At 69.4% G+C, this 25,472-nt stretch carries 27 protein-coding genes; 6 read left to right on the top strand and 21 right to left on the bottom strand.

The features are described 5' to 3' along the window. Positions 1–2: 2 nt before the first annotated feature. Positions 3–923, bottom strand: coding sequence for a M14 family metallopeptidase (locus EDC50_RS05685; RefSeq protein ID WP_123769450.1), 921 nt, complete (start codon positions 921–923; stop codon positions 3–5). 340 nt (positions 924–1,263) lie between these two features. Between EDC50_RS05685 and pncB the strand changes: the two genes are divergently transcribed. Then, positions 1,264–2,568, top strand: coding sequence for a nicotinate phosphoribosyltransferase (pncB, locus tag EDC50_RS05690; protein WP_123769451.1), 1,305 nt, complete (start codon positions 1,264–1,266; stop codon positions 2,566–2,568). 52 nt (positions 2,569–2,620) lie between these two features. On the opposite strand, the gene EDC50_RS05695 is transcribed toward pncB, so the two are convergent. The 5 genes from EDC50_RS05695 to EDC50_RS05715 all read right to left on the bottom strand — a co-directional run bounded on the left by EDC50_RS05695 (position 2,621) and on the right by EDC50_RS05715 (position 7,161). Next, a complete protein-coding gene (locus EDC50_RS05695; protein ID WP_123769452.1) occupies positions 2,621–3,262 on the bottom strand; it encodes an HD domain-containing protein in 642 nt (213 codons plus the stop codon). 397 nt (positions 3,263–3,659) lie between these two features. Beyond that, positions 3,660–4,088, bottom strand: a complete 429-nt coding sequence (locus tag EDC50_RS05700; RefSeq protein ID WP_123769453.1) for an ester cyclase — start codon at positions 4,086–4,088, stop codon at positions 3,660–3,662. Positions 4,089–4,150: 62 nt separating this feature from the next. Next, the gene (locus EDC50_RS05705; RefSeq protein WP_123769454.1) at positions 4,151–4,612 is read right to left on the bottom strand and encodes a nuclear transport factor 2 family protein; all 462 of its coding nucleotides are present in this window, start codon (positions 4,610–4,612) and stop codon (positions 4,151–4,153) included. 148 nt (positions 4,613–4,760) lie between these two features. Further along, a complete protein-coding gene (locus EDC50_RS05710) occupies positions 4,761–5,726 on the bottom strand; it encodes a GlxA family transcriptional regulator (protein WP_123769455.1) in 966 nt (321 codons plus the stop codon). 364 nt (positions 5,727–6,090) lie between these two features. After that, on the bottom strand, positions 6,091–7,161 hold the full coding sequence (locus EDC50_RS05715) for a hypothetical protein (RefSeq protein WP_123769456.1): 1,071 nt from the start codon (positions 7,159–7,161) through the stop codon (positions 6,091–6,093). Positions 7,162–7,486: 325 nt separating this feature from the next. On the opposite strand from EDC50_RS05715, the gene EDC50_RS05720 reads away from it, so the two are divergent. Next, on the top strand, positions 7,487–8,374 hold the full coding sequence (locus EDC50_RS05720) for a hypothetical protein (protein ID WP_123769457.1): 888 nt from the start codon (positions 7,487–7,489) through the stop codon (positions 8,372–8,374). Positions 8,375–8,420: 46 nt separating this feature from the next. Here the strand turns inward: EDC50_RS05720 and EDC50_RS05725 are convergent, their stop codons facing one another. From EDC50_RS05725 to EDC50_RS05780, 12 genes are all read right to left on the bottom strand, one after another. Beyond that, positions 8,421–9,314 (bottom strand): bifunctional helix-turn-helix transcriptional regulator/GNAT family N-acetyltransferase, encoded by an 894-nt coding sequence (locus EDC50_RS05725; protein WP_123769458.1) that lies wholly within the window; start codon positions 9,312–9,314, stop codon positions 8,421–8,423. 88 nt (positions 9,315–9,402) lie between these two features. Further along, positions 9,403–9,738 (bottom strand): gamma-glutamylcyclotransferase family protein, encoded by a 336-nt coding sequence (locus EDC50_RS05730; RefSeq protein ID WP_123769459.1) that lies wholly within the window; start codon positions 9,736–9,738, stop codon positions 9,403–9,405. Positions 9,739–9,871: 133 nt separating this feature from the next. Then, positions 9,872–10,126 carry a hypothetical protein gene (locus EDC50_RS05735; protein WP_123769460.1) on the bottom strand — a complete coding sequence of 85 codons (255 nt, stop codon included), beginning with the start codon at positions 10,124–10,126 and terminating at the stop codon, positions 9,872–9,874. A 101-nt stretch (positions 10,127–10,227) separates the two neighbouring features. Further along, positions 10,228–10,683 (bottom strand): DUF1801 domain-containing protein, encoded by a 456-nt coding sequence (locus EDC50_RS05740; protein WP_123769461.1) that lies wholly within the window; start codon positions 10,681–10,683, stop codon positions 10,228–10,230. 45 nt (positions 10,684–10,728) lie between these two features. Next, positions 10,729–11,139, bottom strand: coding sequence for a VOC family protein (locus EDC50_RS05745; RefSeq protein WP_123769462.1), 411 nt, complete (start codon positions 11,137–11,139; stop codon positions 10,729–10,731). Further along, entirely contained in the window at positions 11,136–11,564 is a 429-nt protein-coding gene (locus EDC50_RS05750; RefSeq protein WP_123769657.1) for a helix-turn-helix transcriptional regulator, read from the bottom strand. Before EDC50_RS05750 ends, EDC50_RS05745 begins: the two co-directional genes overlap by 4 nt. Positions 11,565–11,700: 136 nt before the next feature. Further along, a complete protein-coding gene (locus EDC50_RS05755) occupies positions 11,701–12,096 on the bottom strand; it encodes a DUF1801 domain-containing protein (RefSeq protein WP_242003037.1) in 396 nt (131 codons plus the stop codon). Between the two features lie 254 nt (positions 12,097–12,350). Next, positions 12,351–13,151 (bottom strand): ion transporter, encoded by an 801-nt coding sequence (locus EDC50_RS05760; RefSeq protein WP_123769464.1) that lies wholly within the window; start codon positions 13,149–13,151, stop codon positions 12,351–12,353. Between the two features lie 225 nt (positions 13,152–13,376). Next, positions 13,377–13,934, bottom strand: coding sequence for a DUF3228 family protein (locus EDC50_RS05765; protein WP_123769465.1), 558 nt, complete (start codon positions 13,932–13,934; stop codon positions 13,377–13,379). 174 nt (positions 13,935–14,108) lie between these two features. Then, positions 14,109–15,209 carry a Gfo/Idh/MocA family protein gene (locus tag EDC50_RS05770; RefSeq protein WP_123769466.1) on the bottom strand — a complete coding sequence of 367 codons (1,101 nt, stop codon included), beginning with the start codon at positions 15,207–15,209 and terminating at the stop codon, positions 14,109–14,111. Between the two features lie 83 nt (positions 15,210–15,292). Continuing rightward, positions 15,293–15,877 (bottom strand): hypothetical protein, encoded by a 585-nt coding sequence (locus EDC50_RS05775; RefSeq protein WP_123769467.1) that lies wholly within the window; start codon positions 15,875–15,877, stop codon positions 15,293–15,295. Positions 15,878–16,187: 310 nt separating this feature from the next. Beyond that, complete coding sequence (locus EDC50_RS05780; protein ID WP_123769468.1) at positions 16,188–17,408, bottom strand: S1 family peptidase; 1,221 nt, start codon at positions 17,406–17,408, stop codon at positions 16,188–16,190. Positions 17,409–17,773: 365 nt separating this feature from the next. On the opposite strand from EDC50_RS05780, the gene EDC50_RS05785 reads away from it, so the two are divergent. Further along, complete coding sequence (locus EDC50_RS05785; protein ID WP_123769469.1) at positions 17,774–18,223, top strand: hypothetical protein; 450 nt, start codon at positions 17,774–17,776, stop codon at positions 18,221–18,223. Between the two features lie 114 nt (positions 18,224–18,337). On the opposite strand, the gene EDC50_RS05790 is transcribed toward EDC50_RS05785, so the two are convergent. After that, positions 18,338–19,519: a hypothetical protein gene (locus EDC50_RS05790; RefSeq protein ID WP_123769470.1), complete on the bottom strand. Its 1,182-nt coding sequence runs from the start codon at positions 19,517–19,519 to the stop codon at positions 18,338–18,340. A gap of 586 nt (positions 19,520–20,105) precedes the next feature. On the opposite strand from EDC50_RS05790, the gene EDC50_RS05795 reads away from it, so the two are divergent. Continuing rightward, positions 20,106–20,597 (top strand): hypothetical protein, encoded by a 492-nt coding sequence (locus EDC50_RS05795; RefSeq protein WP_123769471.1) that lies wholly within the window; start codon positions 20,106–20,108, stop codon positions 20,595–20,597. Positions 20,598–20,723: 126 nt separating this feature from the next. Here EDC50_RS05795 and EDC50_RS05800 read toward each other — a convergent pair whose 3' ends face one another. Continuing rightward, complete coding sequence (locus tag EDC50_RS05800) at positions 20,724–21,512, bottom strand: nucleotidyltransferase domain-containing protein (protein WP_123769472.1); 789 nt, start codon at positions 21,510–21,512, stop codon at positions 20,724–20,726. A 163-nt stretch (positions 21,513–21,675) separates the two neighbouring features. On the opposite strand from EDC50_RS05800, the gene EDC50_RS05805 reads away from it, so the two are divergent. Both EDC50_RS05805 and EDC50_RS05810 read left to right on the top strand, forming a co-directional pair. Beyond that, complete coding sequence (locus tag EDC50_RS05805) at positions 21,676–22,830, top strand: nuclease-related domain-containing protein (RefSeq protein WP_158635714.1); 1,155 nt, start codon at positions 21,676–21,678, stop codon at positions 22,828–22,830. Positions 22,831–22,995: 165 nt separating this feature from the next. Beyond that, complete coding sequence (locus tag EDC50_RS05810) at positions 22,996–23,691, top strand: transposase (protein ID WP_123769474.1); 696 nt, start codon at positions 22,996–22,998, stop codon at positions 23,689–23,691. A gap of 194 nt (positions 23,692–23,885) precedes the next feature. On the opposite strand, the gene EDC50_RS05815 is transcribed toward EDC50_RS05810, so the two are convergent. Further along, complete coding sequence (locus EDC50_RS05815) at positions 23,886–25,472, bottom strand: P-loop ATPase, Sll1717 family (protein WP_123769475.1); 1,587 nt, start codon at positions 25,470–25,472, stop codon at positions 23,886–23,888.

Raw genomic sequence — 25,472 nt, forward strand, 5'->3', positions numbered from 1 at the left:
GCTTACCGGTGCGCCAGCGCGTAGTCGATCGCCGCGCGCACCGCGGCCACCTGCGCCGCGTTGCACTGCGCGGGCGTGGCGTGCGGGCTGTCCGGGTAGACCTCGGTGGTGGTGCGGTAGCGCGCGCCGGTGAGGCCGGCGCACAGGCCCAGTTTGCGCACCGGGTAATGGATGACGCCCGGCGCCGCCACCGGCGTGCCGATGATCTTGCCGTCGGCGTCGGCCGGGGCGATGTGGGTGACCTGCTCCACGGCCGCGATGATCGCCTGCTGGAACTCCGGCTGCGGATCCTCGCTGTCGCCGACGAGATAGAACCCGTCCGGAATGCCGTCGGGCTCGAACGGCTTGCCGTCGCGGGCGGCCAGCGCCGGGCGGAACTCGGACTCGTCGCTGTCGGTGGTCTCGTGCAGGTCGATGTGGACCAGGAACCGCTCGCGCAGCGGCGCCACCAGCCGCATCAGCGCGGCGGACTCCTGCGCCGGGCTGGGATCGCGGAACGAACGGTTCGGGTCGACCGCGTGCGGGTTCCAGCGGTGGATGCGCTCGTAGGCCCAGGGGCTGACGCACGGGGCCACCAGCAGGTTGGCCCGCCCGGCGTAATCGGCGGCCTCGTGCTCGAGGAACTGCAGCGCCCCGTGCACGCCGCTGGTCTCGTAGCCGTGCACGCCGCCGGTGACCAGCACCGCCGGCAGCGCGGCGCGCCAGTCGCGGCTGCGCACCGCGTACAGCGGGTAATGGTCGGGCGGATAGTCGAGGCGGCCGTATTCGACCACGTCGAAACGCGCGCGCAGCCGTTCGACCGCGCCCAGCACGTCCGCCTCGTAGCTGCGCTGCCGCCGCTGCCGCGACCGCCACTGCGCCTTCTCCGCTTCGCCCCAGGGCTGGCCGGGCGTACCGATCGGATAGGGTGCCGCCACCGTCATGCGTTCACGCTCCTCGTCGCTGCGATGACCCGGAACTCTAGCATCGCGCGAACGCCGGGACGCCCACGCCCGACGCCCACCGCTCCCGGCGCACGTCCTCGAAACGAAGTGAACGGGCCGCCGACGTGCAGTTCGTATTCGAAGTTCTGCAGCAGGCGGCCGTGCCTGTCGCCGCTTCCCTCCTCGGCCGCGTAGTTGGCGCCGACGACGAGGCTGTGGCGGCCGGGCGGCCGCCGACCGATGGCCGCAGCGGACCGCTACCCGCCGTTGTGATCGCCCCCGCCGCGGCCTATCGTGCCGGCGAGGCCGCCCGCGCGGCGGCGCCCGCCGACGGAGCCGCATGATCCTCACCGACCTCGCCACGCGCGCGTACAACCACAACTGGCGCCTGGACCCGGTGGTCCGCAGCCTGCTGGACACCGACTTCTACAAGCTGCTGATGCTGCAGATGATCTGGCTGCGCTATCCGAAGGTGCAGGCCACCTTCGAGCTGATCAACCGCAGCCGCCAGGTGCGCCTGGCCGAGGTCGTGCCCGAGAGCGAGCTGCGCGCGCAACTCGACCACGCCCGTACCCTGCGCTTCACCAAGAAGGAGCTGATCTGGCTGGCCGGCAATACCTTCTACGGCCGCACCCAGATGTTCCGACCCGAGTTCCTGGCCTGGCTGGCCGATTTCCGCCTGCCCGGGTACGAGCTTTCGCGCGAGGACGGCCAGTTCGTCCTGCGCTTCCCCGGGCCGTGGACGCACACCACGCTGTGGGAGATCCCGGCGCTGGCCATCGTCAACGAACTGCGCTCCCGCGCGGCGATCAAGGACCGCGGCCGCTTCGCGCTCGACGTGCTGTACGCGCGCGCCAAGGCCAAGCTGTGGGAGAAGGTCGAGCGCCTGCGCGCCCTGCCCGACCTGGTGCTGTCCGACTTCGGCACGCGCCGCCGGCACGGCTTCCTCTGGCAGAGCTGGTGCGTGCAGGCGCTGAAGGAAGGCCTGGGCGGGCGCTTCATCGGCACGTCCAACGTGCTGCTGGCGATGGAGGCCGACCTCGAGGCCATCGGCACCAACGCCCACGAGCTGCCGATGGTCCTGGCCGCGCTCGCCGGGGACGACGCCGGCGTGCGCGCCGCGCCGTACCGGGTGCTGGAAGACTGGCGCGAGCTGTACGCGGGCAACCTGCTGATCGTGCTGCCCGACACCTACGGCACCGCCGCCTTCCTGCGCGACGCGCCGGACTGGGTGGCCGACTGGACCGGCTTCCGCCCCGACAGCCTGCCGCCGATGGAGGGCGGCGAGCAGATCCTGCGCTGGTGGCAGGCCCGGGGCCGCGACCCGCGGGGCAAGCTGCTGATCTTCTCCGACGGCATGGACGTGGACTCCATCGAGGCCACCTACCGCCACTTCCACGGCCGCGTGCGCATGAGCTTCGGCTGGGGCACCAACCTCACCAACGACTTCCGCGGCTGCGCCCCCTTCCCCACCGACGGCCTCGACGCGATCTCGCTGGTCTGCAAGGTCACCGAGGTCGACGGCCGCCCGGCGGTCAAGCTTTCCGACAACCCGCGCAAGGCCACCGGCGACCCGCGCGAGGTGCAGCGCTACCTGCGCCTGTTCGGCGCCGAAGGCATGGCCGAGAAGCCGGTGCGGGTCTGACCCGGGGCGCCTGTGTACGGCGCGGCGCGTGCCCGCCCTCCGGGCCCGGCGCTCAGTTCGGCCAGGCGGAGCCCAGGATGATCGAGCAGAAGTTCATCCGCCGATAGCCCGGCACCATGAGCGCCAGCACGTCGGCCTTGACGTTGCCGAACGTGGTGGCCGGCTTGTGCCTGATCCCGTCGGCGAAGCGGCCGATGATGCCTTCCTTGAAATCGGCTTCGCGCGGGTGGTGCGCGCAGACGTGCTCGCGCTGCTCGGGCGTGAAATCGTCGTAGGCGACTCCCAGCACGTCCATCTCGACGCCCGCGGTCACCAGCGCGATCGTCGGGCGCATGTGCTCCGGGATGCCGGGCGTGGTGTGCAGCGCGATCGCGGTCCACACGTCCTCGACGTCGCGCTCGGGGACGCCGTACTGCCTCATGAAGTCGCGCGCGGCGTTGGCGCCGTCCACCTCGAAGCGAAGATCCGGGCTCGAATGGCGTTCCGTCAGGCCCATGTCGTGGAACATCGCGCCCAGGTACAGCAGCTCCGGATCGTACTTCAGGCGGCGACGCTCGCCGGTCAGCGCGCCCCAGAGGAACACGCGGCGGCTGTGGTGGTAGAGCAGATCGTCCTCGGTGTCGCGCACGAGTTGGGTCGCCGCGCGCGCGATGGCGCTGTCGGGCACGCGGATGCCGGCGATGGTGTCGGACATGGTCGGTTCTCTCGTTGGTCGCGCCGGTTCGACGCAGGTCGCCAGGCGCGCGGTGTCGTTTCGGTCCGGACCGCGGCGCCGTTTCGGGAACGTCGCGTCCTCGCGACCATTTCGGCATCTGCGCTTCGCAGCGGCAACGGAATCTCGCCGCCGGATCGGGACAACCACGCTGTTTTTCCGGCGCCCGCTCGTCGCCGTGCAGGCACGCGCGACCGCGTCCGTGCGGGTGGCGCGCACGGTACCGGGGCGGGCGGCGCGCGCGCCCGGCGCGTGCATGGCCGGCGACGAACGCACCGGCACCGGCCCAGGCAATGCGCTGCACGACGGGAATCGGATGGCCGATACCCGGCCGGGAGACGAAGGGCGGCCCGGCGCGCACGCCACGCGAGGCGGGCGTCTACACGATGCGGCGGTGCCCGGTCAGATGGCCGTGGACCTCGTAGGCGTTCCGGTCCACCCAGTTGTGCCGGAGCAGGCCGTCCTCGCCGACCGCGACGATCGCGTTGCCCACCATGACGAAAGGCCTGCCGTCCGGTTCGGTGCCCAGCAGGCCGTTGTTCCTGCCCGTCACCCGCCAGCGCGTGGCGACGCGGCTGCCGTCCTCGCTCTGGAAGATGTCGAGCACCTCGAATCGCAGGTCGGCGATCCTGGACTGGAAGTCGAAGACCCACCGCTTGAAGGCCTCGCGGGACCGGATCTCGTGGCCGCCCGAGGTGATCGCGAAATCGGGATGGACCAGCGCGTCGATCGCGTCGGGGTTCTGGGGCGCGTGCCACACCTCGTCCCAGAAGCGCTGCACGATCTCGATCGCCGATCTGCCTTGCATGGGATACCGCCTTCCGGTGGATGCGAGGGGGGAAGCAAGCGCCAGCCGCGGCATCCGCCGCGTCAGAGGCCGAGCTCGGACAGGCCCGGGTGGCCGTGGGGGCGGCGCCCCAGCGGCCAGCGGAACTTGCGCTCCGCTTCGGCGATCGGCCGCTCGTTGATGCTGGCGATGCGCCGCCGCATCAGCCCGGCGTCGTCGAACTCCCAGTTCTCGTTGCCGTAAGCGCGATACCAGTTGCCGCTGTCGTCGCGGAACTCGTACGCGAACCGCACGGCGATGCGGTTGCCGAAGTACGCCCAGAGCTCCTTGATCAGCCGGTAGTCCAGCTCGCGCGCCCACTTGCGGTCCAGGAACGCCGCGATCTCGGAACGCCCGGCGAGGAACTCGGCCCGGTTCCGCCAGCGGCTGTCGCGCGTATAGGCGAGCGCGACCTGGCCCGGGTCGCGGCTGTTCCAGGCGTCCTCCGCGATCCGCACCTTCTCGGTCGCGCTGGCATGGGTGAACGGCGGCAAGGGAGGACGCATCGGATCTTCGGGCGGCGCCGATGGACTCGGCGGGACGCCGCCTATTGCGCGCCCGGAGGCCCGCGCGCGCAACCGGGCCGATCCGGCGGATCGGGACAGGCCTACGCCGTTTCGGGACAGAGCGCCCGCGCCGTGCGCGCAGGGGCCGCTACCCGTTCGGCGGCCGGCGGAAGCGCGCCCGGTAGTCCGCGGGCGCGATGCCGAGCCGATCGCTGAACACGATCCGCATCCGGTCCGCGGTGCCGAAACCGCACTCGTAGGCGACGGTCTTCAGCGGCCGGTCGCTTCCTTCCAGCATCATGCGCGCCGCGTCGATCCGCGCCCGCACCACGAACTCGTGCGGGGTGATGCCGGTCTCCTCGACGAAATGCCGCGCCAAGTTGCGCGCGCTCATGCCGACCGCACGGGCCAGCGACTCGAGGGTGTGACGTTCGCCGATGCGGGCGCGCACGTGGTCCTGGATCCGGGCCGCGGGCGAGGCCGGGTCGGCCGGCGCCGCGAGATAAGGGCTGAACTGCGATTGGCCGCCTTGGCGCTGGGCGACGACGACGAGCCGCTTCGCGATCTTCAGGGCGACGTCCGCACCGTGGCGCTGGCCCACCAGCGCCAGGGCGAGGTCGATGCCGGCGGTCACGCCCGCGGAGGTCACCAGGCGTTCGTCGCGCACGTAGATGGCGTCCGGATCCACGACCGCCTTCGGGAACCTGGCGGCCAGGGCCCGCGCATTCTGCCAGTGCGTGGTGACCCGGCGGCCGTCGATGAGCCCGGCATGGCCCAGCACGAAAGCGCCGGTGCAGATGGATCCGTAGAGATCGGCGCGCGAGGACGCGCGCTGCAGCCATTCCACCGTGTGCGGGTCCGGCGTCGCGTCCGGCAACGCGGGCCCGCCGGCCACCAGCACGACGTCGAAGCGGTCCGCGCGCTCGTACGGCAGATCGGGGACCAGGCACATGCCGTTGGAGGCGCGCAGCGGCTCGGCGCGCGCCGCGACCAGATGCGTCTCGTAGCCTTCGGCCACGTGCAAGTTGGCCTCGGCGAACACGTCCACCGGCCCGGCGACGTCCAGCGCCTGGACGCCCTCGTGCACCACGATCGCCACCGTCTGCTTCGCCATGCCGGCCTCGACTCCACCCCGCGGTTTTGCGGAACCGCCGGACGTCCGTCGAAGATCCCGGCCGCTCGCCGCCTCGCGACCGTCGCGTCGCGCGCGCCGCGCCCTGGCCGTGACCGGATGCCCCGCGCCGCGCCTCCTATATACCGCAGGCGTGACCGGCGCCGCGCGGCCCGGGCGCGGAGTCGATGGAATGCAGCGTGCCGGCCATGCGCGTGCGTGGCGGGCCCTGTCGCCGACGCTCGCTCTCGCGGGGACCTGGGAGTGCGCCCGCCCGAAACGCCGGCTCGCCGGCGCGAGCGCGCCGCGGCCGCGCGGCACCGCGACGATCCCCGCGGCCCGCCGCCGGGCCGCACGGCATCGGCCGTTACACCACCACCCGGTACAGCGCCGTGCCGAAGTAGACGTACCAGCCGCCCTGCATCCAGATGCTCTGGGTGCCGTCCGCGAACGGCGCGACCACCACCGGGCTCTGCCCCGGCCCGCCGAGGTAGAGATAGCCGCCGGACACGAACATCACCTGGCCGTTGCCGACCGCGTTGATGTACGCGTCCGCCGTCGCGGAGGACACCGGCGTCAGCGCGCCCTGCGGCGAACGCAGCCAGACCTGGCGGGCCGCCGCGCCGTCCACCGTATTGATGCGGGTAAAGGCGACCCAGCCGCCGCCGGGCAGGTAGTCCTCGCGCGGGGTGAAGAAATCGGTGCTGGCCGGCCGCAGCACCACCTCGCCCTGGGCGTCGTTGTACAGCACGATCTGCGATGCGGTCGCGGAGACCTGCTTGCGGTACACGACCTGGGTGCCGTCGGTCAGCGGGTTGAAGTGCGAATAGGTGGTCGAATGGGTCAGCTGCGCGGTCTGCCCATTGCGGTAGCGGAACACGTTGTACGGCTCCGGCCCCTGGGTGAAGACGACCTGGCCGTCGTCGCCGACGTCGGCGAGGTCCCGCACCTGGCCGTTGCCGACATAGGTGCCGGTGCCCGCCATCACGTCGCGCAAGTGGAAGTACCGGCCCGGACGCCACTCGGGGAAGATCGCGTAGCGCCGGCTGACCGGGCTGACCGCCATGCCGCGCGGCGTGGCGTCGTACCCGATCGGTTGCGCGCCGGTCCATTCGAAGACCGCAGTGCCGTCGTCTTCCGTCGTGCCGTAGATGACGCCGCGCGAGGTCAAGCGTTCGTAGGTGTCGTCGGGCGCGACCACGTCGGGGATCGTCCTCAGGCTGCCGGTGACGCGATTGAACACGTTGAGGCGGACGTTTCCGTCCCAGGTCCGGAACAGCACCCGCTGCGGGGTGACGTCGGAAATCGGCCCGCCGACCTCCACCACGTATTCGAGATGCGCCGCCTGGCCGGTCAACGGCAGCAGCAGCGCGAGCAGTGCGCCCTTCCGGCGCCAGGGACGCGGGCGGACTTCCGGATCGAGAGTGCGCGATTCCATGACCTGACTCCGACGTCTCACGGGGGCGCCCAGCGTCGAGGCGTGGATGTGAAGCAGCGGTCGCTGAACCGCGCCCGTCCCTTGCCGTCCATCGGATGAACGCGGCGGGCGAATCGCCCGGCCGCCGCGACCGGCGCCTGTGTCCGTGCCTGCCGCACGCGCGCGTTGTACGGGGTGCGCCGAACCGGAAGTCGCGCGAGCGCTTCACGACAGGATCATCGCTCGCCCGCGCGGCGAGCGCCGCTCCACAGCCGGCTCCATTCCATGCGGTACGACCGCCCCGGTCGGATGCGGGAGCCCCAACAAGAACGACAACGAGGCTCACATGAAACACGATGCTTCCCTGCGGCGACCCCGTCTCGCCCTCGCCCTGCTGCTCGCCGGCGCCGCCGGCGGCGCATGGGCGCAGACCGCCTCCACCTACAACCCGAACCTCGGCTCGGTGGTGGTGAAGAAGTTCTACGACGCCAACGCCAACGGCAAACGCGATACCGGCGAGCCGTGGCTGAGCGGCTGGCCGATGACCCTGACCCTGCCCAACGGCGCTTCCTCCGTCAGGAACAGCACCGCCATCTGGTCCGGCCTGGCCGGCGGCAGCGGCTATTCGGTGGCGGAAGCGGCGCCGGTGCAGACCAATTGGGTGCAGACCGCGCCGCGCGCCGACGGCGTGCCGGTCAACCCGAAGAACTTCGCCATCGTCCCGTGCAAGACCGTGACGGTCCATTTCGGCAACTACTGCAAGAAGGGCAGCGGCGGCCGCACCCCGGGGTTCTGGAGCAACCGCAACGGCCTGGAACGCATGAACGACGGCGGCGAGGTGGCGACCGAACTGGGCCTGCTGTCCGGCCTCAACCTGGTGTCCGCGAACGGCGATGCGTTCGACCCGGTCGACCACGCCGGCTTCCGCAGCTGGCTGCTCGGCGGCACCGCGACCAACATGGCCTACATGCTGTCGGTGCACCTGGCCGCGATGACGCTCAACGTCGAGAGCGGCCTGGTCAATGGCGATTCCTACTTCCTGCCCTGCGGCTGCACCGTCGACGAGCTGATGGAAGACGCCAACGAGTCGCTCGGCCTCGATCCCTACACGCCGCCCGGCCATGCCGAGCGCGCGGACCAGGAAACGCTGAAGAACTGGCTCGACCAGCTCAACAACGGCGCCACCGTGGTCTCGGCGACGCCGTGCGCCCGCACCTTCTACCCCACGTACTGAGGCGTCGGCGCGCGGAAGCGGCGGCGCTCCCGCTTCCGCGCGGCGCTCAGGCCAGCCGCTTCTCGAACCAGTGGTCCGCGTAGGGGTTGTCGTTGTACGCGGGGATCTCGCGGTAGCCGTTGCGGGCGTACAGTGCGCGCGCTTCGGTCAGGCTGCGATTGGTGTCCAGCCGCAGCGTGGTCAGGCGCAGGATCCGGGCGTGCTGCTCGAGCGCGTCGAGCAACCGCTGGGCGATGCCGAGCCCGCGCGCCTCCGGCGATACCCACATGCGCTTGATCTCGCCCACGCCCTTGCCGATGCGCTTCAGCGCGCCGCAGCCCAGCGGCTGTCCGTCCAGCCGCGCCAGCAGCAGCACGCCCGAGGGCGGCACCAGCTCGCGCGGATCGGCCGACGGCCCGCGGCTCGGGTCGAAGCCGGATTCGAAGCGCTGCGCCAGTTCCCGCAGATAGGCGTCGATGCACGCGCGCGCATCGGCGCCGGCCGGGTCGGCGGGCTCGATCGTCACCGCCGCCGCGCGCATCAGCCGTTCGACCTCGGCCATCGCGGCGACCAGGCGCTCGCGTTGCGCCTCGCCCAGCGGCGCCAGCAGCGCGGCCGCGAACGCCTCCGAACGGCGGTCCAAGGCCTCGACCTCGCGCCGGCCCTTGGCGGTCAGCGTCGCCCGCCGCACCCGCGCATCGTCCGGGGACGGCTGCGACGTCACCAGCCCCTGCGCCTCGAGCGCCCGCAGCAGCCGGCTGAGATAGCCCGAATCCAGCGACAGCCGCGCGCGCAGGTCGCGCAGGTCCGCGCCTTCCCGGCCGATCTCGAACAGCAGCCGCGACTCCGCCAGCGGCCGGCCGCGCCCCAGGTAGTCGTCGCTGAGCGCGCCGATCCGGCGCGTCACCGCGCGATTGAAGGCCCGGACCTGCCGGACCTGTTCGTTCCGTTTCCCGTCCATTTTCTGACTTTAGTCAGATATCAGGCCATAGGCAAGCGCCGCCGGTCGGCGCGGGAGGCGCGGCGGGTCCGCCGCGCCGGCGATCGCCTCAGCCGCGGCCACGCAAGCGGTAGACGTAGGCCGTCACCACGCGGCCGTCGCGCAGCCGCGCCGCGGCCGGCACCCGCTCGTAGCCGGCGCCTTCGAATGCGTCCAGCCGCGCCCAGTGCGCGGCCAGGGCGTCCGAACTGAACACCAGCCCGGGCACCTCGTCGCCCTGCTCGTCCAGGACCAGGCCCGGATATCCCACCGCGGCGCCCCAGCCTTCCTGCAGCAGGCGCCCGCGCACCGAGGCCGGTTCCCAGGTGCCGGGCACGTCGGCCAGCATGTGCCCGTTGGGGCGGCCGGGCGCGAGGGTGCCGTAGACGAAGAGGCGTTCGGTCATGGCGATTGGATCGGCGGGCCATTATCGCGTGGCGCCCCGGCGCGGCGTTCCCGCCCGCCCCATGAGGCCGCGCCGGAAAAGAAGAGCCCGCTCCGGCGGGCTCTTCGCGCTCTCGTGCGCCGCGGGCGCGGCCCTATTCGGGCACCTCGCACGACCACACCGAAGACGCCAGCCACAGGGCGCCGCGCGAGAGGTGGTTGTAGACCTCCTCGACCGGGGTGCCGCCCTGCGCCTCGCACTGGGCGACGGCGTCGGCGCGGGCGTCTTCCAGCGCGATGCCGGGGTCGTAGCTCTGGCCGTGGCCGGAGACGTACACCACGGCGGCGAGCGCCGCACCGGAGACGGACAGCAGCAGCGTCGACGCCGCGGCGACGGCAGGCCTCTTCATGTTCGCGCTCCCGCTTTCGATCGGAACCGGCATTTCGTCGAGGCGCCGGGAATGCCGCGGTGAAAGCCGGGTGAGCGACCCGTAAAAGGCGGAACGGCGTCTCAGGCGCGGGTCGCTGTCTTTTTCGGCCGCACCGGGCGGGCCGAAGCCTTCGCCGTGTTCAACGCCACCGCCGCGCGGATCAGCGCCTTGAACGCCCCCGCGTCGATCTCCTCGCCCTCGTGGAGGTCGATCGCGCGGCGGACGTTGCCGTCCAGGCCGGCGTTGAACAGCCCGGCGGGGTCCGGCAGCGCCGCGCCCTGGGCGAAGGTCAGCTTCACCGCCTTCTTGTAGACCTCGCCGGTGCAGAGGATGCCGGCATGCGACCACACCGGCACGCCGCGCATCGAGTTCGACGGCTTGCGCCACTTCACTTCCTCGACCACCTCCGGGTCCGCCTGCTTGATCAGCGCACGGATGCGCGCCAGCGCCTGGCCGCGCCAGTCGCCCAGCTCGCGGATGCGCTGGTCGATCAGGCGGGCTGCGGATTCGTCATGCGGTTGGGTCTTGTCGGCCATGGTCGGGTACCTGTTCGCGGATGCGGGGCGCGGGAATGTCGTCGATCACGGCCGCGCGGCCTGGATCATCTTCCAGCCGTTGCCGGACGGATCGCGGAAGCTGGCGTCGACGTTGCCGTAGCGCTCGATCGGCGCCTGGGTGAACTCCACCCCGGCCTCGCTTAGCCGCGCATGCGCGGCGCGGCAGTCGTCCACGTACAGCACCAGCGGCGGCATCGCGCCCTTGGCCACCAGCTCGTGCAGCGCCTGCGCGGTGGCGGCGTCGTGCACCGGCGGCCCCGGCAGGAACAGGCCGAGCTGGAACGAGGGCTGGTCCGGGTGCTGCACGGTCAGCCAGCGATAGTCGCCGTTGCGCGCGTCGGTGTGGACGCGGAAGCCGAGCTTGCCGACGTAGAACCGCAGGGCCTCGTCCTGGTCGCGGACGTACAGGCCGACGACTCCGATGCCTCGATTCATGGCGCCTCCGATGGTTGGGATGCGCACAGGCTAGCCGCCGCCTCGCGCCGGCGCTTCTCCGAAACTGCGATGGTCAGCGCGGGGCGTTGCGCGGCGCTGACGAAGCAGGCCGGCACCCACGCCAGCGCGTGCGGGAGCGCCTGGGCGCGCGCGCGGAAATCGCCGGGGCTCTCGCCGACGACGTCGCGGAAGGTGCGGCCGAACGTGCCCAGGCTCTGCCAGCCGGTCCGGAACGCGACCTCGGTGACCGGCAGGCCGGTGTCGCGCAGCAGCGCCGCGGCGCGCTCGATCCGCCGCGTCAGCAGGTAGCGATGCGGCGGCAGGCCGAAGGCGTCCTTGAACGAGCGCGCGAAGTGCGCCTCGGACACGCCGCTGACCTGCGCCAGCCGCCGCACCGGCCAGGCCTCGTGCGAGGCCGCGTCCATGCGGTCCTTGGCGCGCAGCAGGCGGCGCAGCAGCCGGGGATCCCGGCCGGTGCGCGGCGGCGCGTCCTGCGCGGACGCCGCGCCGGGCGCGCGGTACGGGCGTTCCGGCCCGCCCCTTGGCCTCGTCCGCACGCGCCTACATCCGCTCGCCGGGCAGGCGGCTGGCCTGGCGCACCCAGCCGGCGAACTGCGCCTCGTCGAACGCGCCGTCCTCGGGGACGTGGGCGTAGCGCACCTGCGGGTACTTGGACTCGACCGGCGGCGCCGGGCGCAGCGAGGCGCCGCGGAAGAACGTCACCTTCACGTACTTGGCCAAGCAGTGGAAGGACAGGAACCAGCTGTCGTCCTCGGTGCCGTAGAAGGGCGAGTTCCACTTCACCGCCTTGCGCACGCCGGGCACGCTGCGCTCGATCAGCGCGTCGAGCCGCTTGCCCACCTCGCGCTTCCAGCCCGGCATCGCCGCGATGTAGGCCTGCACCGGCGCGTCGCCGTAGCCCTTCGGGATCTGCGGGTTGCCGCCGGACAGCAGCACCGGAGCGCCGGATCCGGATGCCGAGGACGCCGGCGCCCCGGCCGCGCGCTTCGCCTGCGCCCGCGGCGCGGCGGGCTTGCCCGCGGCGGTCTTGGTGGCGCGGCTGCTCGCGCCTTCCGTCGCCTTCCCGGATGTCTTGCCGGCCATCGCCTGCCCTCGCGTTCGGGGAAGGCCTATCTTCGCATCGCCGGCGTCGCTTTCGCGCGTCGCCGCGCGAGGCGGCGGTGGCCGGGCGCCGGCCACCGCCGGGGAGGTCAGGCGGTATCGGCCTGGTGCGCCTCGCGCGCCGCGTGCGGACCGGCCGCGCCGCAGTGCGGGCAGCGCCGTTCCCGCCCGGCGGCGCGCCTGTCGAGCGCGCCGGCCACCAGTTCCGCGCCCATGATTCCGGTCGGGAAGGCGATGATGCCGTAGCCCATCAGGATCGCGCAGGCGGTGATCAGGCGGCCCAGCGCGGTGTGCGGCGTCAGGTCGCCGTAGCCGGTGGTGCTCATCGTGACCGCGGCCCAGTAGACGCCGACCGGGATGCTGGTGAAGCCGTTCTCCGGCCCCTCGACCAGGTAGATCACGGTGCCGAGGATGACCGTCAGCACGAACATCACCCCGACGAACACCAGGATCTTGCGCCGCGCCCGCACCAGCGCCTCGCGCAGCATCCGGGTCTCGTCCAGGTAGATGGACAGGCGCAGGATGCTGAACACGCGCAGCAGTCGCAGCAGGCGCACGTCCGCCAGCACGTGCACGCCCGGGAACAGGAACGCGGCATAGGTGGGCAGGATCGACAGCAGGTCGACGACGCCGAAGAAGCTGCGCGCGTAGGCGCTGGGGCGCGGCGCCGCCCACAGGCGCAGCAGGTACTCCACGGTGAAGATGCCGGTGAACGCCCACTCCAGCGCGTACAGCACGCGGCCGTGGCGGGCGTGCACGCTTTCCACGCTGTCCAGCATCACCACCAACACGCTGAGCACGATCAGCAGCAGGAGCGCGCCGTCGAGGCGGCGCGCGGTGCGGTCGCTCAGCCGCAATTGCTTGCCGAGCCGGAGGTCGGGGCGGGCCATGTCCACGGTGTCGTCTCCCTTGCGCGGGCCGGGACGCCGCCGCGCGGCGCCCCGGGCCGGTTACCGGCGCGCAGGATCGCGCCGCGGCATGCCCGGGCCAATGCAAGAAGTACGAATCCGCCCGGGGCCGGCGCACGCGACCGCCCGGGGCCGCGCCGCGCCGGCGGCGGCGCCGCGATGCGCCGCGCCGGCTCCGCCGCAGGCGGCCGGCGCGCGCCCGGCCGCCTACCCCCGCCAGTTGGCGTGCGTGCGCCAGAACTCGACGCTGCGCAGGTACGCGGCGCGGTCCAGCGGCACGCCGGAGCCGCCCTCCTCCACGCCCAGCGCGTTGCGCATCATCGTGATCGGCGCCATCGGCGTCTCTTCCGGCTCCATCGTGTACATGCAGCCCACCACGCCCCAGTCCGCGTCGATGCGCGTGCCCTCCCGCGCCAGCTGTTCGCGGCTGTACAGGATCGGGATCAGGTAATTCGCCACCGGCGGTTCCAGGCCCTCGAACCAGCGCACCAGCACCGGCAGCTCGTCCTTGGTGCGCGCCTCGTAGTCCGAGCGCAGCAGGTGCCGGTTCGCGTCGGTGATCGGCACCGCCAGGCAGCGGGTGGAGGTCCAGTTGCGGTGCACGTGCAGCTTGCAGAACGGCGCGTAGCCGTCCAGCACCTTCAGCGGCGCCGCCTGGTTGAGGTGGCGTTCGAACTGCTCGGGGGTGATGTCCTGGATGGTGTTGCGGCGCGGCTCGCGCGGGAACAGCCTGGGGCGGGCGAAATCGGTGAGGACGATGGACATGCGGCGCGGCGGATGGAAAACGCGCGCGCATTATCGCCCGTCCCCGACGGGGCAAGCCGCGCGCGTGGGCACGGCGCGACCCGGCCAACCGAACAAGCCCCTCTCCCGCTCGCGGAGAGGGGCCGGGCGAGGTCGCCCGTTCCCACGCGCACAGGCCGCGCCCGCAGCGCGCTCCTACGCCAGCGACACCGCCCGCCCGGTGCGCGCGGATTCGTAGATCGCCTGCATGATGCGCACGTCGCGCAGGCCTTCCTCGCCGGGCACGCGGGTCGGCCTGCCTTCGAGGATGCATCGGGCGAAGTCGTCCATCTCCGCGGCGAACATGTCGATCCGCGGGAAGCGGATCTCCTGGCCGTCGCTGCGGCGGCCGCGCAGGCCGCCGTAGAAGAACGCCGGGTCCAGCTCGAACCAGCCGCGCTCGGCGTTGACGCGCATGTTCTGGATGCCGCCGGCGTTGTAGCTGGTGCTGCAGTAGGCCACCACGCCGCTGGGGAAGCGCGTGGTCCACACCAGGCTCTCGTCCACTTCGGCGAACTTGGCCGGGTCGGTCCTGGTCTCGACGGCGGACACCAGCACCGGCTCCTCGCCGGTGAGGTAGCGCGTGGCCTGCAGCGCGTAGATGCCCACGTCCATCAGCGCGCCGCCGCCGGCCAGCTCGCGGCGCAGGCGCCAGCCCGCGTCGTCGCCTACCTTGATGCCGAAGCCGGCCTGCACGATCAGCGGCCGGCCGAACACCCGCTCGCGCGCCAGGCGGATGCACTCGAGGTGGTGCGGCTCGAACCGGCAGCGGTAGGCGATGCCGAGCAGGCGCCCCGCCCCGCGGCAGGCCTGGATCATCCGCTGGCAGCGCTCCACCGAGATCTCCATCGGCTTCTCGCAGAACACGTGCTTGCCGGCCTGCGCGGCCGCGATGGCGTGCTCCCCGTGCAGCCCGTTCGGCGTGACCACGTAGACCACGTCGATGTCGGGGTTGTCCGCCATGCGGTGCATGGTCTCGTAGGAATAGACGTGGGCCGCGGGAATGCCGTACCTGGCCTTCCACGCCTCGGCCTTGGCCGGCGTGCCGGTGACGATGCCGGCCAGCCGGCAGTACTTGGTCTTCGCCAGCGCGGGCGCGAGCTGGTCCGTGCTCAGCCGGCCCAGCCCGCACAGGGCGAAGCCGAGCTTGCGCGACGCCTGCGCCCGCGCCCGCGTCGCGCGGGTGCTGACGAAGGGCGCCGCGGCGAGCACGGCGGCGGTTTCGGCGAGGAACCTGCGGCGGGAGCGGTCGGCCATGGCGCAAGCTTCCGGGAGGGTCCGCCGGAGGGTACTCCCGCGCCCGGCAAAACGCCGTTACCGCTATTGCCGCGGGCGCCGCCTCACCGCGGCGCCGTTTCCGCCCGCGCCGCCCTGCGGAACAGCAGCGCCGAAACGAGCCACGGCAGCGCGAAGCACGCCGCCAGCAAGGCTTCCAGGTACACGCCCGCGCCGCGGGGCTCGTCGAACCCCGCCGGCAGCCCCCACGCCAGGCCGATGCCCGCCGCCAGCAGCTGCGCCGCCGCGGTGGCGCCCATCGCCCCGGCCATGCCGCCGGCGCGGAACCGCGCCAGCAGCGCGCCGGTCGCCGCGACCAGCAGCACGCCGCCGAACATCAGGTTGAGCGGATTGTCCTCGCTGCCGAACATGCCCACGGCGAGATTCGCCCAGACCGTCAGCAAGCCCGTCGCCACCGCGATGCCGAACGCCGCGCGGTACGCCGGGTCGCCGCTGAGCCGGGCGCCCAGCTCGTACAGCCCGCAGGCCACCGCCAGCATGAGGCCCATCGCCGCGAAGTCCGCGCCGGTCCAGTTCACCTCCGCGGTGAACCGCATCGCCACCGCCGGCAGCAGCAGCAGGACGGCCGCGCCGCCCCAGACGAAGGGCCGCAGGCGGTTGCGCCCGCGGCCGGAGGGAGTGATCGCCATGACAAGCCTCCGCGCTCAAGTGGACCGCATCCAGCTTGGCGCGCGGCCATGAAAACGCGATGGGGCGTGTGTGAAGCGGGGGCGAAGCCGTGGCGCGACCCCGCCGGCCGTTTGCGGCCCGCCCACGCCCTCAGAGTTCGGGCGTGGAATCGGCAATGACCTGTCCCGGCTCGCGAATGGGCCCGAGCATCTGCCGCAGGCACCGCGCCGCCGGTACGTCGCAAAGATCGACCACTCGCCGAAGGCACGCCCACGAACGAACGCCCCGGCAAGCCGGGGCGTTCGCGCGTCCGACAAGCGCGGCAACCGATCAGGTGCCGGTGCGCAGGGTGAGGTTGTAGGCCTGCAGGATCGGCAGCAGCGGCTGGTAGAAGCTGCGGGTGCGGTTGTTCGGCTGCTTGCCCTTGCAGCTGCCGCTGCCGCCCGACAGCACGCCCTGGGCCTGGCCCGGGGTGGTGATGAACGAGCCGCCCGAGTCGCCGCCTTCGGAGCAGGCGGTGGTGCGCGTCAGGTTGAGGATGGTCTCGCCGGTGCTGTAGTTCACCGTCTGGTTCTTGGCCTCGATGGTGCCGCAGCGCCAGCCGGTGGTGCGGCCGGAACGGCAGACCGCGGCGCCGACCGGCGCTTCGGTGCTGCCGCGCACGGTCACGTCGCCGTTGCCCCAGCCGTACACCGTCGGCGACAGGGTGTGGGTCGAGTCCACCCGGACCCAGGCGTAGTCGTTGCCGGTCTGGCCGGGGCTGGGGAAATTGGACGCGACGAACGAACCGAGCCTCGGCCCCAGCGTCCATTGCGAGGGCTCGTAGTACACCACCTCGCCGGCGTCGCCGCAGTGGCCGGCGCTGACGAAGCCGGGCGTGGTGCCCTGGGCGACGGTGAAGCCCACCGAGCACGCGTACAGGTAGCCGTCGCCCGGATCGCGCAGGTAGCCGTAGCCGCCCTTCACGTCGATGCGCAGGCTCGGCTGCTCTTCCTCGGTCACCAGGCGCACCGCTTGCGCGTCGATGCCGCTGGCGGCGGCGAAGTCGATGCCGGCCTGCTCCTGGCCCTTGCCGACGCTGATCACCACACTGTTGCCCGGCACGTCCACGTACCAGCCGTACACGCCCTTGGGCGCCCTGCCCGCGCGCGACAGGGCGGCGTCGAGTTGCGCCTTGGACGCATCGAGTTCGGCCAGGCTGCGGCGGGCGCTGCGGACCTCGACGCCGGCCGCGGCCTGCTGCGGGCGGATCGAGGTGCTGGCGACGACCAGCTGGAAGCTGCCGTCGGGCTTGCGCTCGATCCAGCTGCCGGCGTAGTGGCGTCCATGCGCCTGGGCCAGTCGCTTCTCCTGCTGCGCCGCGAGGCGCTCGACCTTCAGGTACTGGTTGAGCTGGACCGGGGTCAGGCCCAGGTCGCGCTGCATCGCCGCGCGCAGCACGGCCGGGACGTTGTCGGGCGGCGCCGCCGACGCGGCGGACATCGCCAGCGCGAGCGGAAGGGGCGAGAGAGCGATCAGGCCGCGCTTGGCCCAGGAGACGATCTTGCGCATCTGCGAATCTCCATGCGATGGGTCGGAAGTGCAGGACCCCTCGTCCGTGCGGTGGGGGTGCGCTCGCGAACCGGGCCCGGCCGGCCGATGCTGTGAGCGCAAGTATTCAGTTCGCGTGAAGCCCGAGGCGCGAAAACACGGCGACCGCACCCAGCGCGCGCCGAGGCGTGAACAGGTTCACGAAAGCGCCGCCGCCGCCCTCCGTGCGTCGCCCTGAACGGGAGCGCGCCCGGCTCCGGCGCGGCCGCTCGCCGCACGCGGGCCGACGCGCGCGCCGCCGCATGGCCGGGACGCGAAACCCGTGCCGTTCCTGATGGCAGCGGCAACGCACGATGCCCGCCGCGCGCCGACAGCAGGAGACGGCCATGGCCAACGTCGAGAAGATCTGGGTGCGGTTCAAGACCGGGGACAAGCAAGGCGCCGGCACCGACGGCGACATCTACCTGGGCATCGGCGGCCGCGAGTTCATGGTGGACTCCAGCGACGACGACTTCGAGCGCGACGCGGACCGGTACTACGCCATCGGCAAGCCCTCGACCATCCTCAACTACACGGTCAACGACCCGCGCAGGCCGCAGATCACCACCGAGGACGTCGATGCCTTCCCGGTGTACGTGCGGTTCGCGCCGAAGAGCCGCTCCGACAGCTGGAACCTCGACGAAGTGTGGGTGGGCGTGAACGACGAAGGCTTCAACCGTCTCGACTTCTACCGCAGCGTCGGCAGCCGCGACGGCGTGCGCGAGGAAGGCTTCTGGCTGGGCGTCCGCTCCGGGCTGTTCCTCTACCTGCGCAAGAGCCAGCTGTCGGAGCTGTAGCGCGGCCCTGCCTCTCCGTCGAGGAGCGGCCTGGCCGGCGCATCGCACGCCGCGTCGCCGCCTCGTCCCGGGCGAGCAGCGCCCACGGCGGCCCGGACCGGCGCGAGCCCCGCGTCAGTGGATTTCCGAGTACGGCTCCAGCATCAGGTCGATGTCGGGATTCGCGAGCAACAGCACCGAGTCCAACGTCGCCGGGCGCACGTAGCGCAGCGCGTGACCGCCGGTCGGCTCGCCGTCGGCCAGGGTTTCGTGGATCTCGAGAATCCCCCCGTTCGGCAGCGCCACGCGATCGCCTCCGAGCGCCAGCAGAACGTGCTTTTCCAGGAGTTTGTTCTTCCGTCGGGACACCTCCGCGGGATGCGCCCGGTCGCGGATCTTGGCGAGGTCGTCTCCCCTGGACACAAGCAAGGCCGCGGCATTGGTGACGCGCGGCTCGCCTTCGATCCGCTTCATGCCCAGCGGCCGCAACGTGAGGACGTTGCCGTGGTGGGCCTCGACCAGCGGGGCGGAGCGGTTGACGATCCGGGCGCGCGGGATCTCGAATTCCTGCCCGGTCTCGTCGGTGAAATGGATCTTCAACGGACCGAACAGGGAGCGCGACTCCACGATCGAGCACGCCACCCTGCCGTTGCGGAACCGCCCCAGCCAGTCCTCGACCTTCGAGTCCACGTGCTCGCGCCGGGACCAGCGGATCGCGGGCGTATCGGCAGGAAACAACGGCACCAGGTCGGCGCAGGTCACCGCCACCGTGACTTCGTAATCCCAGGTCGAGAGCACGACGAAGCCGGCCTTCTTCTTCCCTCGCGCGCGGAAGGTGTAGACCTCCGTCGATTCCCGGTGGGGCGGCGAGGACAGCGGCAACTCGCCGGCCCACTTCAGGATGTTGTCGTCCTTGTCCAGGCGGGCGAAGAAGTCGATGCCCTCGGGGATGTACTCGATCACCTTCGAGGCGATCGTGCCGACCACCGGGATGTCGAGCTTGTCGACCACCGTGGCGACGCCCTCCGCGACCTTCTTGACGTCCTCGCGCACCCGTTTCCAATCGCTGCTGCGGTCGGTCTCCCACCCGCTCAGCGCCAGGCCGATGACGCCCTGGTCCACGATGCCTTCGAACACGCTCTCGTAGTAGGTGAACGATTCGTCGGACCGCAACGCCACGCCTTCGAAGCCGAACGCGTGCGATTGGCCGTCGGCGACGACGGCCCCGAGCAGGATGAAAGAGTCCCGGTTGTCTCCCCCGGACTCCTTGTCGTTGCAGGTCACCTCGAGGACGCGGACGGTTACCGAGAATGCCATTGCCAATTCCCTCTGGATGGGGCGGGCCTTTGACGGCGCCCGCACTGCGCGATCGATGCCGTGGCGCCTAGCGCACGGCCCGCGATGACACCGGCCATTACCCGGAACGACGCGCCACGGCGGAGTCGGCCACGTTCCGGAAACCGCACGGGCACGCCCGAGCGCGCGTGCGCGAACGCGGGTGCGCCTTGCCGGTCGCTCCAGAGGCAACGATCGTTGCAAAAATGACGTCAATGACCTTATTCGAGGCGTCGTAGACCTCATCGTTCATATCGCCGACCTCACCCGAGAGGTCGCGGACCTCACGCGAGAGGTCCGCGACGTCGAGGGAGACGTCGGCGACCTCAACGGAGACGTCGGCGACGCCTGCGCCGAGGCCGGCGACCTGGGCGGTGAGGTCGGCGACGTCGGCGGAGGGGGGGCGGACCTCATCGCTCCGGCCCGCGGCCCTTCGTCAGGTCGCCGGCGCACCCCGAGGGGCGGCGGCGCGGGCGGGCGCCCCGGCCGCCGGGCCGCCGCGGCGCCCCGCCCTGCTGCAGCCCGCGCCCATCCGAAGCCCGCGCCCGGCCGCGTTGTAGGAGCAACCATGGACCTGCGCACGCAAATTGAAGAGCGCGCTGCCAAGGCGTTGAAGGAATATGGAGTGGAGACTATCACCGAGCGCACCGCCCTACCGCCAACAAGGGAGTGGACACCACAGGCTCGAGTTGAAGTCCTTTCTCGGCTAGGCGTGGATAGCACCCTGCTGATTGCAGTTGGCGCTCGGAGCTCCGAGATCACGCCCTTCGCTCAGCAGACATTTGGCACAACGAACATCTCCGGCAACGCCACTTCTAATGGCACATTCAATGCACAGGGACAATCCCAGTCAACCAGCTATAACCTAGTGGTTGCCAAATCTTCTGCAGAATTCAGCGCCATCCTGATGGAGATGAGTACGGGAAAAACCGTTTGGGTTGGCGACATTATTACCAAAGCAGGAGGCACTCTGTTCGCAGGCGAGAAAGAGGACGCAAAAGCCTCGGTCCGTGGGGTTATCGAGGGCTTGGAAGAGGATGGGCATCTAACCAAGCAATAATTTCTGAGAACTCAGAAGCGAGAGCCCCGTCTCATGCGGGGCTCGTCTTCTGTCGGTATACCCCACCCACTTCAACGCTCCGAAAAGAGAAGCCGCTTGCGCGGCCTTCGTCCTGCCGACCCGGACCTACATGCTCGCGTTGAGGTAGCTGCGGACGGCGTCCGGCATGAACCTAGTCGCCTGGCGCGGCGGCTCGTCGGCGCGGAGGTCGAGGTACATGTCGACGGCGGCCAGGAATGCGGCGCGTACCGAGACGGCATCGAACGCAGGGAGCGTGCTTGCCAGTTGCTCGACGCCCGGCCCGCCAAGCGCCTCGATCCTGCGGACGCCCCGTTGCGGGCGCCCGGCGCGGCGGTGGAGCATCGGCCCCAGCACCTGCTCGCGGAAGAAGGCCAGCATGCCGATGGCTTCGAACAGCTCGCCGCGCGCCAGCTTCGTCGCCCCGTAGTGCAGCCAGATCCACGCCCGCTGCTCGAACCAGTCCGGCGATGCGTTCGGCCACGCGATGGCGGCCGAGTCGAGGCGCGCTTCGAGCTGCTGCGGATCGCGCGCAAACAAGACCGCGGGCCGCTCGACCAGCCGCCCCAGGTCCGACCCTCTCACGAACTTCAGGTCGACGTGGATCAGGGGCGGCCCGTAAAGGCAGATGAGCAGCCTGGGTTCCCCGACGTGCTCGCCGGTGAACGCCGCCAACAGTTCGCCCGCCCTTCTCGCGAACTCGTCCCGCGAAGCCATGACCTCGCCGTAGCTCTCGTCGTGGACGACGACGGTGAAATCGAGGTCCGAGTGCTCGTCGAATCCGCCGTGGATGTAGGAGCCGCCGGCCAACAGCGCGGTCAGCCGCGCGTCCTTCTCCACCTCGTTGCGAACCCGTTCTACGAACTCCAGATGTAACGCAGGTAGTGTGCTGGACATCATCGTTTCTCCAAGCCAGCAGCACAGGCTCTCAAATCCCCGCACGAGGCACAAGCGCGGCTGACGGAGTCAACTCGCTTCCAGCGCCCCTCCAAGGCTCCTCCGACGCGCGCTTCGGGCGAAGGCCGTTTCCATGAGCGGCGCCCGTAGGAGGCTGCCTCGCATGCTGCTACGGGAAGCGCGGCTCGTCACGGAATGCCGGTTCCACGCGTACATGCAGATGGACAACCACGTCCATCTGCGAATTACGCCGCCCGAGATCGGCGCCTCCGGCCGACTCGCGCGGGAACCGGTGAACCTGACCCCGTTCTCCTCTGACCCGTTCGCGCCTGGAAAGAATCCGAGCCAGCGGCCGTCGGAGACATCACACAAGTCGCATTCAAGAGGTTATTCTTCGCAAGCAGATGGGACATGCAAAGGGATTGGCATGAAGTGGCAAATGTTCATTGGCCATGCGGTATTCATCGGCTCGATTCTCATCACCGTCGTCGCGATGCTCGTGTCCAAAGTCATGCGCGAGCTGCGAAAGCGGCGGTCGCCACTGCATGGCAAGCAGATTGGACATTTGCCGGGCCAGCAATTGCTGCGCCGCATAGACAAAGCCAGCGAGGAGGCCAGCTTCGGCTATGACGTCATGGTCATCTCGCTGCCGATGATGTTCCTGATCTGGTCCACCCTGCAGATCAATTGGGCTGAAGTTCGGTTCGGCATCAATGAAGCGCTCTTCCTAAGTGGGTGGGCGCTACTCTTCGGCTACGGCTTCTTGCAATACCAGCGTCACTCCAAGCGCAAAGAACAAGCGCTCGATGGGCTGCTAGCTGAGCGTGTCACCGGGATGCAACTCAACCGGCTCGTTGCTCGGGGCTGTATCGTGATGCATGACCTACCCTGTGGCGACTACAACATCGACCACGTTGTCGTCGCGCCGCGTGGCGTATTCGCCATTGAGACTAAGTCCTATAGGAAGCCGAAGAACCTGCCCGCAGGCACGGCCGCCAAAGTCCTGTTCGATGGAGAAACGCTGAAGTTCAGCGACTTCTCCACCACCAAGCCTATCGAACAGTCCCGGCGTCAGGCGAAATCTCTGTCAAGCCTCTTGCGCGAGAGCTTAGGCGAGGCCATCCGCGTCACTCCTGCCCTCGCCTTACCCGGCTGGTGGGTCGACAAGACCGAGGCTGGCAAGAGTTCAGATGTGTTCGTGTTCACACCTATGGGCCGCGGGTGCGAGTGGTTCACCTATGGCGATGAACTTATACCATCCAGCAAGCGCAAGCTGATCGCAGAAACGCTGGCCATCAGATATCCGCCGGTGTCATGAGATTAACAAGGCCGCTACAAGTCCTGCCTGGGGCCGCGCCGACTACCTGCGAAGTGGCCCGAAATGGGCACAGGTTGATTTTCCGACCCCGACACGGGATCGATCCCTATCGACGGAGCCGCAACGACAGTCGACGCTGGCGTGTCCCTGCAGCATGGAAGCGTCATGGCCCGCCTGCCCCGTCTCGACCTGCCCGGCATCCCCCAGCACATCGTCCAGCGCGGCAACGACCGCCAGCCGTGCTTCGCCGACAACGCCGACTTCCTCCGCTATCGCCAGGAGCTGGGCGAAGCCGCGTTCAAGCACGGCTGCGCGTTGCATGCCTACGTGCTGATGACCAACCACGTCCACCTGCTGGTGACACCGGCCGAACCCGGCGCGGTGTCGCGGATGATGCAGGCCATCGGGCGCAGGTATGTCGCCAGCTTCAATGCCCGCTATCGCCGGACCGGGACGTTATGGGAAGGCCGCTTCAAGTCGGCGCTGGTGGACAGCGAACAGTACGCGCTCGCCTGCTATCGCTACATCGAACTCAATCCCGTGCGCGCAGCGATGGTCGCGACACCGGCCGATTACCGATGGTCGAGCCACGGCCACAATGCGCATGGCCACAACGACCCGCGCATCACGCCGCATCCCGCCTACCTGGCCCTCGCCCGCGATCCCGCCACGCGGCAGGCCATCTACCGGAGCCTGTTCGACTGCGCGCCGCCATCCGCGGACGCGGAAAGCCTGCGCCTGCACACCCGCCAGCAGAAGCCATGGGGCAGCGAGAAGTTTCGTCAGCAGATCGAAGCGCTGGCCAATCGTTCCATGGACGTCAGGCCGCACGGACGGCCGAGGTCAGAACGGGGTAAATGAACCTGACCCTTTTTTTCCGATGCCGCAGGAAAGAGCCCCGCGCATGCGGGGCTCGATATCACGTATTGCGCCGGCGCTCACCGCAAACGTCGTACAGTTCCGTAGAGCAGTAGGGCGCATTAGCCGAAGGCGTAATGCGCCGGATGTATCCGTCCCGGAAGGTCGTGCGGCGCCATTTCACTGCGCCCTACGGGCTAGCGAAATCTTCGCACCTTTGAACGCTTCTTAGCACGAGGTTTTACAGCCAAACCAAAAGAGGCGTTTCGCTCGTTCTGCTTGCGGATAACGTGATCACGGAATGCAGGATTCAGCTCCCAAACAATTCCCTGCATTTCGCCCCAGCGCTCACCTGAAGCTAGTGTCGCGTTCTCATGCGGCTTGAGGAAGCGGTACCCCGCTGGCATACGGCTGTCTGAAACGCGGGCATTCAGCACATCAAAATCGAATAGAACCTCCAAGAGGGCCAGAGCCCCTTCGTTCGAAGCGGCCCCATATCGACGGCCACGAATGGTGTAACCGGCACCAAGCTGCGCCTTTAGAAACGAAATGATGCCGTCGTGACTTATGGCAAATGACCCCAACGCTTCATCGAAGCGAATCAAAGAAAAATCATCTATGAGCTTGTCGATTCCCGGGCACTCTCGCTCGGCTTCGGACCGCAGGTACTCCACTCGTTTTGACGAAAAGCGTGAAATTTCAGAGTTTAGATCATCCTGGGTGATGACTCGAAGAGTCGTTTCGCTCTTCGAAATCCGCTCTAAAGCCGTCCTCGCAAGGCCATTTATCAATTGAACCGAGTCGCGTGGCCGCCCGCGACTTCTGCTAACAATTAAGTCGAACCATGAACTAAAGGACTTTGATCCAGGCATGTTTGCGCCGATTCCATCGAAGAATAGCGATAACCCATCAATATTCTCACTAAACCCCAAATACTCCCGCGCGTATTCCAGCCGCCTGGCAACAATCCGCTTCATCTGCGCGTCATCTGGAGCCAGACGGCAGATTAGTGCATCAAAATGATCAGCTTGGTCTCGCTGACCAGCCCCATCTCGCCGCATCTCTCTCCACACCTCGTCGCGCAGCGTCACCACAACACGAAAAGATGGCGAGCTTTGCGCCAGCTTTCTAAGCGCGAGAATTAATCCCCAGATCCTGTTGAGGTGACCTGGCTTCATAGGGTCAGCTACTTGGTCAGTATCATCCACAAGGACGTACAGGACCTTGCCTTCCCTTTCTAAACGCTCCAGAACCCCGACGGCCAGCTTATCAGTGGCAGTTTTTGCCGATGAAGAAAGCTCCATACTTGCTGTCGGCGCCACAGCCGAGGCCAAACGAGGAAGGACTTTGGCCAACCTAGAAATGAAGTCCCTCTTCGCCCGACCTGATTCAACGGCTTTTTCTAAAAGGATTGCTTCTTCATCGCTAAGAAACCCTTTCAGCTCACTCCCCAGCTCGCCCGCCACGGCAATCATCAGTGCCTCGTAGGCAGCGCGCGCATGATCACCGACCGCAGCATCCGCAAGATCTGAAGACAGCTTAACGTCTTGCGGGGAAAGCCTGACCACTCGAATTCCGGCCTGAAGCGCCGTAAAGGTAATAAAGTCAAGCACGGCGGACTTGCCTGCACCTTTCTTTCCTACGACCAGGCAAGGACTGCCAGAAACTGGAACAGCAATAGTTTCAAACAAATCAAAGCTAATAAAGACGTGCTCCAGCAGTGTTCGCTCACCTTCGGACGTACCAGTAGGCACGACCCGAAGCAGTCCCTCAAGATTCTCCAT

The organism is Vulcaniibacterium tengchongense, from assembly GCF_003814555.1.
Lineage (GTDB): Bacteria > Pseudomonadota > Gammaproteobacteria > Xanthomonadales > Xanthomonadaceae > Vulcaniibacterium > Vulcaniibacterium tengchongense.

Bases quoted from the DNA above. Each gene is read 5' to 3' on its own strand.
- EDC50_RS05710 (WP_123769455.1), bottom strand. From the start codon at position 5,726: ATGGCGAAGCAGACGGTGGCGATCGTGGTGCACGAGGGCGTCCAGGCG.
- EDC50_RS05730 (WP_123769459.1), bottom strand. From the start codon at position 9,738: ATGACCGAACGCCTCTTCGTCTACGGCACCCTCGCGCCCGGCCGCCCC.
- EDC50_RS05735 (WP_123769460.1), bottom strand. From the start codon at position 10,126: ATGAAGAGGCCTGCCGTCGCCGCGGCGTCGACGCTGCTGCTGTCCGTC.
- EDC50_RS05815 (WP_123769475.1), bottom strand. From the start codon at position 25,472: ATGGAGAATCTTGAGGGACTGCTTCGGGTCGTGCCTACTGGTACGTCC.
- EDC50_RS05760 (WP_123769464.1), bottom strand. From the start codon at position 13,151: ATGGCCCGCCCCGACCTCCGGCTCGGCAAGCAATTGCGGCTGAGCGAC.
- EDC50_RS05810 (WP_123769474.1), top strand. From the start codon at position 22,996: ATGGCCCGCCTGCCCCGTCTCGACCTGCCCGGCATCCCCCAGCACATC.
- EDC50_RS05750 (WP_123769657.1), bottom strand. From the start codon at position 11,564: ATGGACGCGGCCTCGCACGAGGCCTGGCCGGTGCGGCGGCTGGCGCAG.
- EDC50_RS05685 (WP_123769450.1), bottom strand. From the start codon at position 923: ATGACGGTGGCGGCACCCTATCCGATCGGTACGCCCGGCCAGCCCTGG.
- EDC50_RS05780 (WP_123769468.1), bottom strand. From the start codon at position 17,408: ATGCGCAAGATCGTCTCCTGGGCCAAGCGCGGCCTGATCGCTCTCTCG.
- EDC50_RS05705 (WP_123769454.1), bottom strand. From the start codon at position 4,612: ATGCGTCCTCCCTTGCCGCCGTTCACCCATGCCAGCGCGACCGAGAAG.
- EDC50_RS05720 (WP_123769457.1), top strand. From the start codon at position 7,487: ATGAAACACGATGCTTCCCTGCGGCGACCCCGTCTCGCCCTCGCCCTG.
- pncB (WP_123769451.1), top strand. From the start codon at position 1,264: ATGATCCTCACCGACCTCGCCACGCGCGCGTACAACCACAACTGGCGC.
- EDC50_RS05785 (WP_123769469.1), top strand. From the start codon at position 17,774: ATGGCCAACGTCGAGAAGATCTGGGTGCGGTTCAAGACCGGGGACAAG.
- EDC50_RS05805 (WP_158635714.1), top strand. From the start codon at position 21,676: ATGCTGCTACGGGAAGCGCGGCTCGTCACGGAATGCCGGTTCCACGCG.
- EDC50_RS05800 (WP_123769472.1), bottom strand. From the start codon at position 21,512: ATGTCCAGCACACTACCTGCGTTACATCTGGAGTTCGTAGAACGGGTT.
- EDC50_RS05790 (WP_123769470.1), bottom strand. From the start codon at position 19,519: ATGGCATTCTCGGTAACCGTCCGCGTCCTCGAGGTGACCTGCAACGAC.
- EDC50_RS05765 (WP_123769465.1), bottom strand. From the start codon at position 13,934: ATGTCCATCGTCCTCACCGATTTCGCCCGCCCCAGGCTGTTCCCGCGC.
- EDC50_RS05725 (WP_123769458.1), bottom strand. From the start codon at position 9,314: ATGGACGGGAAACGGAACGAACAGGTCCGGCAGGTCCGGGCCTTCAAT.
- EDC50_RS05775 (WP_123769467.1), bottom strand. From the start codon at position 15,877: ATGGCGATCACTCCCTCCGGCCGCGGGCGCAACCGCCTGCGGCCCTTC.
- EDC50_RS05740 (WP_123769461.1), bottom strand. From the start codon at position 10,683: ATGGCCGACAAGACCCAACCGCATGACGAATCCGCAGCCCGCCTGATC.
- EDC50_RS05795 (WP_123769471.1), top strand. From the start codon at position 20,106: ATGGACCTGCGCACGCAAATTGAAGAGCGCGCTGCCAAGGCGTTGAAG.
- EDC50_RS05770 (WP_123769466.1), bottom strand. From the start codon at position 15,209: ATGGCCGACCGCTCCCGCCGCAGGTTCCTCGCCGAAACCGCCGCCGTG.
- EDC50_RS05695 (WP_123769452.1), bottom strand. From the start codon at position 3,262: ATGTCCGACACCATCGCCGGCATCCGCGTGCCCGACAGCGCCATCGCG.
- EDC50_RS05745 (WP_123769462.1), bottom strand. From the start codon at position 11,139: ATGAATCGAGGCATCGGAGTCGTCGGCCTGTACGTCCGCGACCAGGAC.
- EDC50_RS05700 (WP_123769453.1), bottom strand. From the start codon at position 4,088: ATGCAAGGCAGATCGGCGATCGAGATCGTGCAGCGCTTCTGGGACGAG.
- EDC50_RS05715 (WP_123769456.1), bottom strand. From the start codon at position 7,161: ATGGAATCGCGCACTCTCGATCCGGAAGTCCGCCCGCGTCCCTGGCGC.